11 protein-coding genes are annotated in these 14,888 nt (G+C 66.6%); 8 read left to right on the top strand and 3 right to left on the bottom strand.

Features of this window, described 5'->3' with window-relative positions; all coding sequences use genetic code 11:
- Nucleotide 1: 1 nt before the first annotated feature.
- The gene (locus F0L68_RS17720; protein ID WP_188316638.1) at nucleotides 2–1,588 is read right to left on the bottom strand and encodes an Hsp70 family protein; all 1,587 of its coding nucleotides are present in this window, start codon (nucleotides 1,586–1,588) and stop codon (nucleotides 2–4) included.
- Nucleotides 1,589–1,639: 51 nt separating this feature from the next.
- The gene (locus tag F0L68_RS17715) at nucleotides 1,640–2,731 is read right to left on the bottom strand and encodes a vWA domain-containing protein (RefSeq protein ID WP_149850693.1); all 1,092 of its coding nucleotides are present in this window, start codon (nucleotides 2,729–2,731) and stop codon (nucleotides 1,640–1,642) included.
- Nucleotides 2,732–3,109: 378 nt separating this feature from the next.
- Here F0L68_RS17715 and F0L68_RS17710 point away from each other — a divergent pair, with 378 nt between their 5' ends.
- The gene (locus F0L68_RS17710) at nucleotides 3,110–4,450 is read left to right on the top strand and encodes an NsdA family TPR-like regulatory protein (protein ID WP_497856799.1); all 1,341 of its coding nucleotides are present in this window, start codon (nucleotides 3,110–3,112) and stop codon (nucleotides 4,448–4,450) included.
- Nucleotides 4,451–4,757: 307 nt separating this feature from the next.
- On the opposite strand, the gene F0L68_RS17705 is transcribed toward F0L68_RS17710, so the two are convergent.
- On the bottom strand, nucleotides 4,758–5,720 hold the full coding sequence (locus F0L68_RS17705) for a hypothetical protein (protein ID WP_149850691.1): 963 nt from the start codon (nucleotides 5,718–5,720) through the stop codon (nucleotides 4,758–4,760).
- A 456-nt stretch (nucleotides 5,721–6,176) separates the two neighbouring features.
- Here F0L68_RS17705 and F0L68_RS17700 point away from each other — a divergent pair, with 456 nt between their 5' ends.
- From F0L68_RS17700 to F0L68_RS17670, 7 genes are all read left to right on the top strand, one after another.
- Nucleotides 6,177–6,653 carry a hypothetical protein gene (locus F0L68_RS17700; protein WP_149850690.1) on the top strand — a complete coding sequence of 159 codons (477 nt, stop codon included), beginning with the start codon at nucleotides 6,177–6,179 and terminating at the stop codon, nucleotides 6,651–6,653.
- A 101-nt stretch (nucleotides 6,654–6,754) separates the two neighbouring features.
- A complete protein-coding gene (locus tag F0L68_RS17695; RefSeq protein WP_149850689.1) occupies nucleotides 6,755–7,969 on the top strand; it encodes a hypothetical protein in 1,215 nt (404 codons plus the stop codon).
- Nucleotides 7,966–9,129 (top strand): OmpA family protein, encoded by a 1,164-nt coding sequence (locus F0L68_RS17690; protein WP_149850688.1) that lies wholly within the window; start codon nucleotides 7,966–7,968, stop codon nucleotides 9,127–9,129. Before F0L68_RS17695 ends, F0L68_RS17690 begins: the two co-directional genes overlap by 4 nt.
- The gene (locus F0L68_RS17685; RefSeq protein ID WP_149850687.1) at nucleotides 9,129–11,912 is read left to right on the top strand and encodes an ATP-binding cassette domain-containing protein; all 2,784 of its coding nucleotides are present in this window, start codon (nucleotides 9,129–9,131) and stop codon (nucleotides 11,910–11,912) included. Before F0L68_RS17690 ends, F0L68_RS17685 begins: the two co-directional genes overlap by 1 nt.
- 117 nt (nucleotides 11,913–12,029) lie before the next feature.
- Nucleotides 12,030–12,620: an NUDIX domain-containing protein gene (locus tag F0L68_RS17680; RefSeq protein WP_149850686.1), complete on the top strand. Its 591-nt coding sequence runs from the start codon at nucleotides 12,030–12,032 to the stop codon at nucleotides 12,618–12,620.
- A 183-nt stretch (nucleotides 12,621–12,803) separates the two neighbouring features.
- Nucleotides 12,804–13,355, top strand: a complete 552-nt coding sequence (locus F0L68_RS17675) for a DUF4230 domain-containing protein (RefSeq protein WP_149850685.1) — start codon at nucleotides 12,804–12,806, stop codon at nucleotides 13,353–13,355.
- Nucleotides 13,356–13,358: 3 nt separating this feature from the next.
- Nucleotides 13,359–14,801 carry a toll/interleukin-1 receptor domain-containing protein gene (locus F0L68_RS17670; RefSeq protein ID WP_149850684.1) on the top strand — a complete coding sequence of 481 codons (1,443 nt, stop codon included), beginning with the start codon at nucleotides 13,359–13,361 and terminating at the stop codon, nucleotides 14,799–14,801.
- Nucleotides 14,802–14,888: the final 87 nt, after the last annotated feature.

Below are 14,888 nucleotides of genomic sequence, written 5' to 3'. Positions count from 1 at the left end.
GTCACCGCTGGAGGGCAGGCAGCGGGGCGCGCTTCACCTCGTCGGGCACGAGGCCGCTGATCCTCGCCTCCAAGGTCAGCTCTCGACCGTTCTCCGCAAGCGCGGTGATGCGCAGGATCGCATCGGCGCCGAGCGCAAAGGACACCACGATCGGTCGGCCGGCCGATTGCCTGCTCGGCAGCCCGACCAGCCGGCCTTCGACGAGCTTCACGTGGTCGGTCACGTTCTCAGTGAGCACGTCGGTGGTGGACTCGTACACGACGATCTCCACCGTTTCCTGGTTGTCCGACACAGTTCTGAAGGTGTCCCGAACGGTGGCGGGCACCTCGTCGTTCGGCCGGATCAACCACGCCAGATGGGTCCCCGCTTTGGGGCGACCGGACTCGCGCACCACCTCGATGCCGTAGCCCTTGGACGTGACGTCGATGATTGCCGGCAGGGGAACCGCTCCTGGCAGCCGCCGTCCGACGGGCGCATCGGAGGAGGCATCCGTCTCGGCGACGCTGCTGGCGGCGAAGAGCGCGGCACCCTTGGCAACGATCTGGTCCGGGTCGGTCAGTTTCGCGTCCGGCAGTTCGGGGAACTCCGTCGCGAGTCGCTGACTCACCGCGGGCGTTCTCGACATTCCACCGACGAGGAGCAGTTCGTCGATCTTCTGCACGCCCTTGTCCTGAGCCTGCCGCAGAACATCACGGGTGAAGTCGAGCGTTCTGCCCACCAGGTCGCTGGTGCACTCCTCCAGTTCCTTGCGACTGATCTCGATCTTGGCACGGAGGCTGCCCGCAGTCACGCTGTCGACATAGCTGTCGCGACGGCTCAACGCCTTCTTGGCCTCTTCAGCGAACAGTTCGATGGAGCCCGCGGCGTCCAGGTCCAGCCTGGGGTCGTCGGCATCCGGGTGCTGCTCCTGGAATTTCGTCGCGATCATCTCGACCACCCGCTCGTCCCAGTCCGCCCCGCCGAGGCGGTGGTCCCCGCCGGTCGCGACAACCCGGATCTCGCTCGGCGACACACGAATGATCGTGACGTCGAAGGTGCCGCCACCGAGGTCGTAGACGAGCACCGTGCGGTCGCTACCCGCCGAGGCGAGGCCGTACGCGATCGCCGCGGCGGTCGGCTCGTTGATGATGTTCACGACGTTCAGGCCGGCCATCTCGCCCGCATCTCTGGTGGCCTGGCGCTCCGCGGCGCCGAAATAGGCTGGCACGGTGATGACGGCGTCCGCGAGCTGCCCGCTCGCCGGCACCTCCAAGCCGAGATCGCTCAGCGCATCCTCGACCACCTGGCGCAGAATGATCGCCGAGATCTGTTGGGGGTACATAGCCTTGCCGTCGATCTCGACGGTGTATCCGTCCTCTCCCATGTGGCGCTTGATGAGCGCGACGACCCGATCCTGTTCCCGCTTGAGCTCGTTCTTGGCGAACTTCCCGACCGTGACACTGCCGGTCTGCTCGAAGAACACAACAGAGGGCGTGGTCAGCTCACCCTCCTGGTTGGGCAGCACCGAAACCCGTTGGTTTTCGTCGAGCGACGCCACGCAGGAGTAGGTCGTTCCCAGATCGATGCCGAGAACGGGACGTTCAGTCATCATTATCCTTCGATATTGGTTGTCCTGCCGGGATTGCGGGGACGGGAGTGGTCACCGACCACCCTTCTCCTCTGACCCACCGCGGTCTTCTCGTAGGAAGTCGAGTGACATCGAGCGGCGTGCCGGCTGCGATGTTTCCGGTTTCTCCGCATCGGGGGTGGTCCGGTCGTCAACGACAGCGTTCTCAGCTGCCTGCGTCGATTCGGTCGGCTTGACGCCGGAGTCGCCGATCCCGAGTCGCTTCAGCACATCGTCATGGCTGATCGTGGGATCGACGACCCGAATCGGCGTCGGTCCCGACGTCTTCGGGACCGCAACCCGACGTCGACGATGCAGGAGGAACCCGACCAACGCGGCGAGGCACAGGACGGCAAGTGCGCCAAGGACTGTCCTCGCCAACGGAAACGAGGGCGGTTCCGGGGCGGGCAGCGTCGACACGGGAACCCCGCATGCGCTGGCGATGACCGCGTACAGCTGATGAAGCAGATTGGTGAGATCGCTGGGGTAGTAGTCCTGTCCCTGCACGGGGCCGGTGATCTTCGCGAGGTTGTCCGCCGCGCCGGCGTCGAGCTCGATGCCCACTGCGACCAACCGGGTTCCGCTCGCCTTCAACTGGTCTGCGGCGACAACTGCCGCAGCGAGCGGCATCTCGGCTTCCCCACCGACACCCGGCACCCGAGTGTCGTACTCGGTCGGCTCGCCATCCGTCAGCAGCACCGCCACGTTGACGCTCATCTTGCGGACTGTCGTCAAGGCGGCTTCCCAGTTGGTTCCACCGTCCCAACCGGACAACGGACCAAGGTCGTCGACGCTGTTCTTCAGCCGGTCGCGAGCACTCGTGTCCGCTACGTCCACCAACGGGGTGACCACGGTCGCGCCGCTCCCGAAGCCGATCAGCGTGACTTCGGAGTGCTTGTCGCGCAGGGCATCCACCACGTTCCTGGCCGCATCCCGCACCGCGTCGAAGCGCGGTGTCATGGATGTCGACTGATCCACCATGAGCGCCAGCTTCAATGGGCACTGCGATGGCCAGGCCGGGTTGGCGACCTGAGCCACTGCGACTGTGGATCGGGAAACGCACAGCCCCGTCGACAGCAACAATGCAAAGATCGCGAATACAACGCGTGCGAAACTCCGCTTCACTCCCCGACCTCAACGACGGTTCTCTCCCGGACGGACCATGCGGCGTCTACCATCGACGAGAAGCGTCTCGCGGGTCAGGCAGCGCTTACCTCTCAACAGCCAATCGTGAGCCGATTATCGATCACCACATGGCTGAGCAGTCAAGACAACGTGGCGAAAGCATGACCATCACGCCAGGCTCGGGCAATACGGCAAATGGGTGATACCCGTCACCACTCGTTCAAAATATTGCAATGTTGCAATAGAGGTACAGCAACGACGTCCCGCGCCTGCTGATACCACTGACCATCCGGCGCGCCACCCGGAATCAGCCGGTCGGACCTACTGCTGGCAACAGGAAACGGCTTCCGACCCGGCCATTATTCCGAACCACACCGCGTGCGTGGTAACGTCCGAACCGCTTGCGTCGCTGCTGGTCGCCGTTGTCGCGCACGTCGACGAGAACCGGGATGTGCCATGGGGAGACAACACGTGTTCGGTGTCGAACTGCGCAGACTCCGGGTTGATTCCGGCATCTCGTTGGGAACGTTGGCCAAGCAACTCCATTACAGCAAGGGATACCTGAGCAAGATCGAAACAGGCGCCCGCCGGCCGACCATGAAACTCGCCAGACAGGCCGACGCGTCACTCGGCGCCAACGGCACCCTGGCCGCACTCGTCTCGCCGATCGACCAACCAACCGGACGACCCGGTTCGACGATCGAGGAAGCCGCACCGACGGCCACGAACCTATTTCACGAGACGGACGTGCTGGCCCTTGGCGATGCCATGTCCCTCCCGCTCGGCCTGCCGGCGGCAGAAGCCGAAGCCGCGGCAGAGGATCCCGGCACGGAACAGCACTTCAGGGAGCAGTTCGAACGATGTCGCGATCGGGGGCAACGCCATGCGCCCGGGTTCGTGCTGCGTGAGCTCGTCATGGAACTAGCCACGCTCCTCGAGCTGATCAAGGCGGCCAGGCAACCCGAGAGCCGCATCCGGTTGTCCCTGCTCGGGGCCCGCTACGCCGAGTACGCCGGCTGGATGGCTCAGGAGGCCGGGCAACACGAATCCGCCCGTACGTGGACCCGGCGGTCCGCGACGATGGCTGCGGGCGCCAGCGACTCGCGCCTCGCCGCGTACGCGCTCGTCCGAGAGGCAGAGCTGGCAATGTACGAGTGCGACGCGGCGCGGACCGTCGCGCTCGCGGACAAGGCGGCTCGGCACCCCGGAGCGGACTCGCGGATCCGCGGCCTGGCCTCGCACCGCAGGGCACAGGGGTACGCGCTGCTCGGCGACCACGATCGCTGCTACGCCGCCCTGGACCACGCGGGGGTCCTGCTGTCCGAGCGGACCCCCAGCGGCCCCGGCGGGCCGGTGCTCGGCTCGTCCGCCGTGACCGAGCTCAACCTGGCTGTCTCCGGCTGGTGCCTCTACGACCTCGGTCAGCCGAAACGGGCAGCGGAGTCGCTCGAGTACGTCCTGTCCAGGACGCCTGCGGCGAGACTGCGGGTCCGTGCTCTCTACGGCGCGCGTCTCGCGCTGGCGTACGAGGCCGCCGGGGAGCTGGGCCAGATGTGCCGAATCGGGTTCGACGTGCTCACGAACGCCAGGCCCATCGGGTCCGCCATCGTGCGCGCCGAGCTTCGCGACCTCGCCCGCATCCTGGTCCGCCATCACGGCTACGGACCCGTGCGCGAGCTGCACGCAGAGATCAACGCGGCGCTGCACCGGAGTCGTTGACCTGCGCCGTCACCTCGAATTCCCCTGCCTCACGGGTTTCCTGTCTCCCGTATCCCCTGACACCGGGAAACGTCTTCCGTGCCGTATCGACGTGACCCATCCTTAGGTCACCACCAGGTGGACAAGAAGAGAGAAGCCCTTCCGGAAGGGCCTCCTGGAACGACAGAACACCCAAGGGGAGAATCACATGGAACCACACCTGTCTGTCTACCTGCTCATTCGCCTGATCACCTGGCTGTTCCTCTGAGTTCTGGCGAGAACACCGAAAGGAGGTGGCACGTCCACGAACATGGGCGTGCCACCTTTTTCACTCGTCACTCCACTGTATTCCGTATCCGTGGTTCGGCTTGAGGTCGCGAAATTGGGCACTTACCTCGGCGGCGCGATCCGGCACCAACAGGTCGCTGGTGGGAATTCGCTCGTCGATCGTCCGATACGGAACTCCGTCGAGCTTCCACACCCGAGCGGGAACTCGTTCGGAATGAAACCGCACGAGGAGCGTGAAATGACGGCACGCCCGATCCGGCACGCACACGTAGTGCGGGGCCATCGGCTGGCCCTCCGGTATCCGGGAAATCAGGCAGTAGGTGTGCCTGCTGTCCTTGCCCAGTGTCCTGGGCAGCGTGATCGCCGTGCGGAAGTGGGTCGGCGACGACTGCGCGGAATCCTCCAGCAGACCACCGAACATGAGTTCCCGGCTCAGGCCACGATTCGTGCCGCGGTCCTCGGGGTGCCGCGGCACGTCGGTGGAGGTGACGATGCGATCGAGGTTCCTGGCCGTGACCACGATAGTGCTCCGCTCGATGGCTTCCGGCGCCGGCTGGTCCAGCCGCAGCACGGCATCGAAGACGTCGACGTACCACCCCTGGTCGCGAGCGCCCAGCGCGACGATCATCCCGTGATCTCGCACGGCGTTGTGCGCCATGAGGTCGAACGCCTCGTCGATCCTCCTGACGATGGTGCGGGTGTCACAGCAGAACTGCTCGGCCAGATGTTCCTTGCGCTGCTCCAACTTGCGCTGCCGGTCCACCACCGGCGGCAGGTTGAGCGCCACCCTGACGACCGTCGTCAGCTGCTCGGGCAACGGAAGTACGAGATCCTCCAAGTAGGCGACGAGCCTGGCGCGCAGCTCGTCACCGCTGTCGGCGGTCGCGGAGAACAGCTGCCGAAAGTCCTGGGTGATCCGGCCGTCCAGATCGACGGAGAGCACGCCGTGCCCCTTGCGGAGGCGCTTCAGGTTCTCCACGATCGCCAGTTCAACGTCACTCATGTGGTGCGCTCCATCCACTTCAGCCTCGTTCCTGGCCCTCAAAAGGTGACAGCGGCCGGCGTGGAACTGACAGGGATGTTTCCTGGATTGCCGACGCTCCTCAGGTGACGATTCCGTTGAGCCATACCGTCCCGGCCAACCTTCGCCATGCCAGACGAACAGGCTCGTCCACTGCGCTGCCAGGACCCGAGGACCACGTTGTTCATCACGCTCCGCTCGCTGCTGCGACGAGTCGTCGACCGTAACAGCAGATCGCCGTCGACCGGTTCGGGGAAGTACTACGCCTGGACGAAACCACCCGCAGACCCGATTCGCTACTCCGTCCGCGACCGGCGAGCCGATCGCCGAGCGGGCCGCAGGGACGGTCGTCTCGGTATCCCAGCGGTCTCCGAGGAACCAGGCTCTGCATGCGACACACCGGCGCTCCGTTCCCTGCGAAGTCTCGCAGTGGAACGCATGCGCACCGAACTTCTGGCACACCAACAGGAGTATGCCGGACTGCACGAGCTCCGCGCGACCGCGTCGGCACCGGTCGACGCGCTGGCCGACGGCCTGCACCGGGCCGATTCGGAGCTCGCCGAGGCGGACAAGGAGCCCGACCAGGACCTACGACGTCTCGCCGACCGACGCCACCCGGACCACTTCGCGCGGGCCCGACGTTCGGCCGAGGGCACCAGCCGGCGTCGTGACGCGGCTGGCGCGCAGTTCGAGGCCCAGCGGAGGCTCGGCGAGGCGGTCCAGGTCGTCGCCGCGCTCGACCAGGCGATGACTGCCTCGCGTCAGGTGGCCCGCGCGCGGGTCGAGCGCGTGCACGCCTACATGTGCCGGCGTATCTGGAACTACTGGCAGCACCTTGTCGCCGCGCACAAGGACGGCGCCATGGTCAACGAGCGGCTCGCTCCGCTCGAACCGCCCCTGCCCGACCTGCCGTGACACGCCGACGAGTGAGAACAGGAGAGCCGACGGTGTGGTGGACCCGCCAGACAACAGAAATTCCAGTCGAGCCCGACTCGGTCGAGTTCACTGCGTCCACAGTGGACGAAGCCAGCGCTCGTGCGGAAGTCGAGCGACTCGCGAACGGCCTCGCAGGCGCGACCGACGAAGGCACCGGTCACTCGCTCGACAACCTCATCAACGGCTGGACCGACAAGTGGATCGCCGAGGCTGAGGCCGAACATGCCGCCTACCTCGTCCGCGCCGAGTACCGGCTGGCATTGGCGACCGCCAAGCTCGCCGGGCTCGACGTGCACCACGAGCGCGATCATCGCGCGCTGTCCGAGGCGAAGGTCGCACGGTCGGCGGCCGAGGCGTGGCTGAGGGGCCCGGAGCGGCCGGCCGCGACATCCGACCGAGGGACGCCCGACCAAGAGAAGCCCGACAACGAGAAGCCCAGCCATCGGCGGACGGCCAAGCCCACGAAGTCGCAACAGAGCAGCCCGTTCGGCAGCGAGGGCTTCGACGACCCCTCCCTCCTTGCTGGTCGGCCGCGCTCGACCTACCTGCACCTGCTCGTGCTCGCGTGCGCCGCCACCGCCGACGCGACCGCGTTCATCCAGGTCGTCAAGCTGATCATCGCCCAGGAGAGCGGTCTGGTCTCGACGCTGCTGGTGATCGGGTTGACCGCGATCGTGCTGTACCTGGCGCACAGCGCGGGGACGGTGTTGCGCGACCTCAAGGCGGGCGTGCAGTCCACGCACTGGCTCTGGGCGGTGCTGTGCCTGGTCATGTGGCTGGCGATCGGCTTGCTCGTCACCTGGGTCCGAATCTCGGTCCCACTGACGACAAACGGCCCGGCGACGCCCCTGTCGTTCGAGCAGCCGCCGGCAACCTCGGACTCGAAGCCCACCGTCATCGTCGCAGCGGTCTTCTTCTCGCTGTACCTGGGCAGCGGTCTCGCCGCCTGCATCGGCGCCTACTTCTCGCACAACCAGTCGCGCCGAGGATTCGGCGTGGCGGTGCGCGCACACCGCACGGCGGCCCGACGCGCGGCGGCCATCGCGCGCGAGCACGGCGTGGCCACGGCCGCGTGGCTGGCACAGGTGAAGGCGCGGGATGTGTCCGCGCAGATCCTCGCCGAGGCCAGGCAACGACGCTACGCGTTGGCCGAGGAACTCAAGCAGTACGCGCGCGTGCTGATCGCGACGCGGTCGCGGGATCCGTCGTTGACCGACGCGATCCTCTCCCCCGACTTCCGACCCTACATCCACGAAGCCCAGGCAAGAACCCGCGCCAACGGAAGGACACCATGATCCGCCTCCCGGTCGTCATCGTCGGCCTGACCCTCGTACTGACCACCGCGTGCGGCGGCGACCCGCAGCCGAACAACCCGCCGCCGCTGTCCTGTCCGACCACCAGGACGGCCCCGCTCGCCCTCGCCATCGGGGCGCGGGCGAACGTGCCCAAGGCGAACATTCCCACTGTCGTGCAGTCGCTGATGACCGATGTCGCCAGGGCGCACCAACCGGTGCGGCTGATCAGGTTGGACGGCGCCCCCGAGGCCGTCTTCAACGTGGATGCCCCACCGTTCGCCGGCAATGACGCCGCTGACCGCAAGGTCACCGACGAGTACCTGAGCAAGATCGGCAAGGCGTTCGCCGACCAGATTCGCGCAAAGGCTCCGCAGGCCGACGTTCTCGGCGCGCTGACCCTCGCCGGCCGAGCGGCGGGTTCCGGCGGCACCGTCGTGCTCGTCGACTCCGGACTTCAGACGACGGCACCACTGCGCTTCGGCGAAGACGGCCTGCTCACCGCCGAGCCCTCGGACGTCGTGAAGTATCTGAAGGAACAGAAACTGATACCGGACCTGGCGCGCGAGACCGTGGTGCTGATCGGATTCGGTGACACGGCGCCCCCGCAGCCCGCGTTGAACACCAGACTGCACAACAACGTCGTCGCGATCTGGCGCGCCATCGCCGAAGCGGGCGGTGCGTGCGTCGCGGAGATCCCGTCGGTGCCGGCGACACAGGCCGTCGTGCAGTCCCCGGAGGTCGCGGTGGTGACGACGCCGACGGTCGCCCCGCCGCACGCGTGTGGATCGGTCGACCTCGGCGAGGCGAACAGTGTCTCCTTCAACCCAGACACCGCCGAATTCCGCGACCGTGAGGCGGCGAAGCAGTCCCTGACGGCGCTCGCCGGAGAGCTCAATGACCCACACAAGCGCGTCGAACTTGTTGGCAGCACGGCGAGTGACGGTCCGATCGACGGCCGCACGTCGAAGTCCCTCGAACGAGCGGAGGCGGTCAAGTCGGTCCTGATCGATCTCGGGGTGCCGGCCGACCGCGTCACCACCAGGGGCGTTGGCAGCGCGGGCGCCGACCACATCCCGGACCTCGACGCGAACAACGTGCTGTTGCCCGGCCCTGCGGCACGCAACCGCAAAGTCACGGCCAACGTGACGTGCCAGAACTAATGGACGCCGTCTGGTACGGCCCGTTCGCGCGGCTAGCCGACTGGTTCCAGGGCCTTCGGGACGGCCGCCAGGGCATACCGCTCGTCGTCGAGCCGGCCGCGACACCCAGTCGAGGGGGCGAGGTGACCATCAGCGGACTAGTCTCCACACCCCATCGAGAAGTGCTGATCCGGCGCGCCCACGAGGCGTTCGGCCTCGAGCACCTCCGGCACGAGGCCGCCTGGGCCGACGACGTGACGCGCCTTGCCCGGCAGATGGCGCAACGCGAGCAGGCCGCACTCGTGCTGACCACCGCGAATCACCGGTTGGCCGAGGCGTCGACTGCCCTGTCGGAGTCGGAGTTGGTCGCGCGTCGCCCCGGAGAAGACAGCCGGGGCGAACCATTGATCGTGCTGCGGAGGAGCCGCGAGCATGCGCGGCGGCGGCTGGCCGCCGAACGCACCGTCGAGTCCGCGCAGACCGCCGTCGACCGCCTCGACGTCGAGATCATCGCCGGGCGCGAGTCGATCGACCGCCGGCTCACGGTACTGGAGACCCGACTCCGCAGAATCCACGAACACAGCCATCGGCGGCTGGCCGCGTACCGACGTCGGCTGGTGCGCAGCCACCGTCACGGCCCGTTGGTGAGCAGGGCGATGGACGTGTTGAACCCGCTCATGCCCGGGACCGTGCGGCCGTTCGGCCAGCGTGTGCCAGATGTTCCCACGCCGCCACCGACGCCGACCCCGGTTCCGTCGACGCCCGTGCTGCCGGACGGCGAGGTCTTCGAACTGCGGGACTCACTCCTGATCGGTTCGTCGCCGGACGCCGACATCTTCATCAAGGGTTATCGGGTGGCTGAGCGGCATGCGGTCGTGGAGCGTCGAGGCGGCCACGTCACGCTCAAGGATCTCGGGCACGGCGACGGGACCTATCAGAGCGGTCGCCCGGTGTTGCGCACTCAGTTGGAACCGGAGTCCTCCTTCGACATCGCCGACTACCGGTTCGTGCTCAGCAAGGACAGCCGCACGATCAGCTGCACCTCGCTCGGCGCCTGCGACCTCGTGGTGCATCTGCTCTCGGCGGAGAGCAGAGCGGGGAAGAAGATCGAACCGCGGCTCACGCGCATGTCCTTCGTCCAACGGGAACAGAAGGTGCTCGCAATCCTCGGTCCATCGGGCGCCGGCAAGAGCTCTCTGTTCGCCGCGGTGCTCGGCGAGCTCGAAACCTCCAGCGGTGACCTCTACTTCCGGGGCCTGGACGTGCGAACGCACCTTGACCAGCTCCGACCGAGCCTCGGTGTGGTGCCGCAGGAGGACAGCCTGCATCGAGCGTTGACCGTTCGGCAGCTGCTCGGTTTCGCGGACCGACTGCGGCGCCCCTCGGACCGGGCGCCGTCCCGGGCCGACCCGATCGCTGGGGTCTGCGAGGACCTCGACATCACGAGATGCCTGGACAAACCGGTCGAGAAGCTGTCCGGTGGCCAACGCAAGCGGGTCTCCATCGCGTTGGAGCTGCTGGCGAAACCGACTCTGCTGATGCTGGACGAGCCGACCTCGGGGCTCGACCCTGGCATGGACCGCGATGTGATGATGGTGCTGCGAGCCGTCGCCCAGCGCGACTGCACCGTGATCGTGGTGACGCACGCGACCGAGCACCTGCACCTCGCGGACCAGGTGCTCGTTGTTGCTCCAGGGGGCTGCCCGGTCTACTGCGGTCCGCAGCCCGACCTGCTGCCGACGCTGGGATTCGAAACGTACGCGGACCTGATGAAGTCTCTGCAGAAACCCGACGAAACTGCCGAAAAGAAGTCCGACCCTCGTGTCGAGGAGTACGCGAACGGCGAGGCCGCGCGAACCGCGGGGCAACTGGCGGAGCGGATCGCGAACACCTCGGTGTCACAGGACATCCCAGAGCGCAGCCGGAGTGCGCGGACAGCGTTTCTGCACCAGTTGCCTATCCTGGTGGCCAGGCAGGTCACGTTGGTGTTGCCCGTGCTGTCGGCCCGTCACGTCAAGGACGACGGGCACGTCCGCAAGGCCGCGCTCTCCAGCGCGATGCCGTTCGTCATCGCCTGCATGTCCGCGATCCTGGCCGCAGCCGTGACCGGTGAGGCCGGGCTGGGTGGGGGAACGGTCTCCACAGCGGGTCCGACCGCACTCAGCATCCTGATCACCCTGAGCGTGCTGACCGGACAGGCGCTGACCTACAGCAACCTGGTCGAGGAGAGACCCGTGCTGGTCCGCGAACACCGCACGGGAATGCTGACCACCTCGGTAGTCCTGGCCAAGTGGTTGGTGTTCACCGTGGTGGTTCTCGTGCAGACGGCGCTGGCGACCTTGACATTCGTGCTGATCCGGCCGGGCCCGGTGTACGCGGTGACCGGCCTCGCGCCTGATGTCGAACTGTTCGTCGACCTGTCGTGCACGAGTGTCGCAGCGATGTCCATGGGGCTGTTGATCTCGGCGGCCTGCCGTCAACTGAAAGAGGCGGTGACGGTGACGTCCCTCATGGTCATCGCTCAGGTGGCGCTCAATGGCGTCACGACCAGCCTGTCGTCCGGGAGCTGGATCGTCGGTGCCCTGGCCGGACTCCTGCCGGCCAGGTGGGGGCTCGCCGCGGCAGCGTCCACAGTGGATATCGGAGTCATCGCACCCCGGTCCCCGACAACGCACCCCGACGACCTGTGGTGGCACACCACAAGGCACTGGCTGCTCGACGTCGGTGTGGTCGGCCTGCTGAGCGTGGCCTTCGTGGGCTTGGCGATCGTCGTGCTGAACCGTCGCCTGCACGCCACGCGGTGAGACCTCAGTGCCCGATGAGGCACTTCCACAGTCGACGCACGAGGTCGAGGCGCCTGCCGCGCCGACAGTTGAGAATATCCCGCCCATATCGCCCCTGACGCGTGTTTGTATGGATGGATGGAAGCCGACTGCCTCAGCTCATGGCGCCTGCTGGACAGCAGGAAAGTGCATGTCACCCCATGGTTCGACGTCAGCGAGGACACAGTGATCCGGCCGGACGGAGTCGAGGACGTCTATCACCACGTCGTCACCCCAGGGTCGGTGACGGTCGTGGCGTTGGACGCCGACGAACGGGTGATGGTGACCAGACAGTGGATCTACACGCACAACGGCGCGCAGTGGCGGCTTCCTTCGGGTGGGGTGGACCAAGGCGACGCGGACCCGCGTGCCGCCGCGATCCGCGAACTCGCCGAGGAGACAGGACTGCACGCGGCTCGCTGGGAGGAAATCGGCGTCGTGCATGAGGCCGACAGCCTGACCAACCATGTCGACCACATCTTCCTGGCCACCGAGCTGACCATGGGCACGCCTCGACCGGGAGTCGGCGAGAGCGACCTCGATCTGCACTGGCTGCCCTTCCAGGAAGCGCTCGCGCTGGTGACGACCCGCAAGATACGGCACGCGGGCAGCGCCTACGGCCTGCTCTCGGTGGGCGTCACACGGCGCCAACACACCAACAGCACAGACGGCGCATGCAGTCCTTCATGACAAATTTCCCGTTGTTCTGACAGGATTCTGTCAGAACAACGGGATATTTCTGCCCTGGTGTGCCGATCCCGGCTCGGTCAGAATCTGAACGTGGCCCGATCGGCTCTTCGGCGTAACCGTCCATGGCGACTGGCACCGTACGGACTCGTCGTCATCTGTGTACTCGTCACTGGACTGGCGGTCATGCAGTTCATCGGAGCGCTGCCGAGTCCCTTCGGCGCGGAGACGATCGACCGCAGCCAGCCCGCCCTGCTGCAGTCGGTCAGGGATCTGAGCCAGTACCACCCGGCGGCCGGCAACTACCAGGTCGTCATCGACATCGAACAGGACATCAAGAACGTCCCGGCAGTCCTTGCGGGAGAACGGACCCTGTTCGTCGCGGCCGGCTCCGTGGACGCCTACATCGATCTCGGCGGGCTCGCTGACGACGGCCTGACCGTGTCCACCGACCGGCGTGGCGTCGAGGTGCGATTGCCGGCTCCGCTGCTGGACAAGCCTAATCTCGACCAGGAGCACAGCTACGTGTTCAGCCAGCGCCGCGGTCTGCTCGACCGGCTCGGATCCATGGTCAGCACACCGAACCAACAGCCGTACTATCTGGCCGCCGAGAAGCGGATCTCGAGCGCGGCCGCGGAGTCCGGACTCGTCGATCGCGCGCGCGAGAACACGAAGGCGATGTTGTCCGGCCTGTTCGGAGTTCTTGGCTTCCGAGTCACGTTCGTGGACGGTGGCTGAGGAATGCCAGGGGTCTTCATCAACTACCGCCAGAACCATCTTCCGGATCCGAAGGGCCCGTCGGTGCTGCGTGGCCACGCCCAGCTGGTCGAGGCGATCGCCGAGCGGCTGTCGCACCATTTCGGCGAGGATCTGGTGTTCCTCGACACCACGCTCCGCATCGCCTCGCGCTACCCTGACGAGCTGCGGAAACGGTTGAACGACAGCGACGTCGTCCTCGTGGTGATCCATCGCGAGTGGCTCGACGACCTGAGCGAACGCAGGAAGCGCGCGGTCAACGGCGTCAAAGACTGGGTGCACTTCGAGATCGAGACGGCGTTGGCCGAGGGCAAGCCGGTGGTCCCATTGCTGCTGCACAACGCGGGACTGCCGACCGAGCACCAGCTAACCACCGACATCGCCGAGTTGTCCAAGGCCCAGGCGCACACGCTCCAGTTCGGCAGAATGCCCGAGGACATCAACAAGTTGATTCGCGCGATCGAACTGTTCATCTCACCGACCCAGGTCGTGCCGCAGGTGCCCGCCAAGCCCGCGCCGAAACCGCGCGACCGGCACTGGCGCGGCCTACTCTGCGTCGGACTCGCCGGCTTCCTCGCGCCGGCTCTGATGTGGGTGCCACCGAGTCCGCCGAGAGACCGCCTGATCTGGATGGTCGCTCTGTCCGCCGTCATGCTGATCATCCTGGTGGTTCCGCTCGGCCTGGTCGCTACGTTTTACCTGTTTCGCAAGCCGATTGACTCGACCGACCGCACGGCGGCCGAGATACCCTCAAGTCAACGGACCAACATGATCATCGGGCTGACCATCGCAGGGCTCGCCGCGATCATGATGATCACCGGCGACATGCTCGACAGGATCCAACGCGTGCTGCTGCTGTTCGGCATCGTCCTTATGTTTGCTTTCAAGGGCAACAGCTGGATGCATCTCAGGGAGCTCGCCGCTCGATGGCCGCAGCCCGCGCTGAGCAGCGACCCTTCGGAGATCAGGTATGCGGTCACGCGGCTGCGGACCAGGCTGGACGAGTGGCGGGCACCGCTGTCACGGCTCCAGCACGACCAGGCGAGATTCGCACTCGACCAGCTCCTGACGGCCACCACGGCACTTCGCGACGAAGACCTGGATCGCCGGACCTGGTTGTGCCGGGCGTCCCGGTGGCTGACCTTCCCTCATGCCGCGCTGCTCACTGCCACCATCGGCATGGCATCCAACGGCCTGACACTGTGGCTACTGGCGGGCGGCGGCCTGTGGCCCTCGGTCGCGTTGCTGGCCGGATGCGGCGTCGCCGCGTGCGCGACCCACTTCGGCGCGGTCGAGTTGTGCTTCCGGCTGCAACGCTGGCGCAAGCAGGTAGTCCTCGACGCCGTGCCGGCGCAGTTGGGTCTGCTCGGCACGCGCCTGCGGGCGATGAGCATTCCTCCCTCCACGCTGGAAGGCCAACCGCAATGATCGTCAGGTCGTCCTGTCTCCTCGCCATCGCCGTCGGACTGCTTCTTACCGGCTGCGCCGGAAACGGCGTGCCAACGGCACCTGTGC

Source organism: Solihabitans fulvus, assembly GCF_008386585.1.
GTDB classification, from domain to species: domain Bacteria; phylum Actinomycetota; class Actinomycetes; order Mycobacteriales; family Pseudonocardiaceae; genus Solihabitans; species Solihabitans fulvus.
This window is presented reverse-complemented; position numbering and strand designations above follow the sequence as displayed.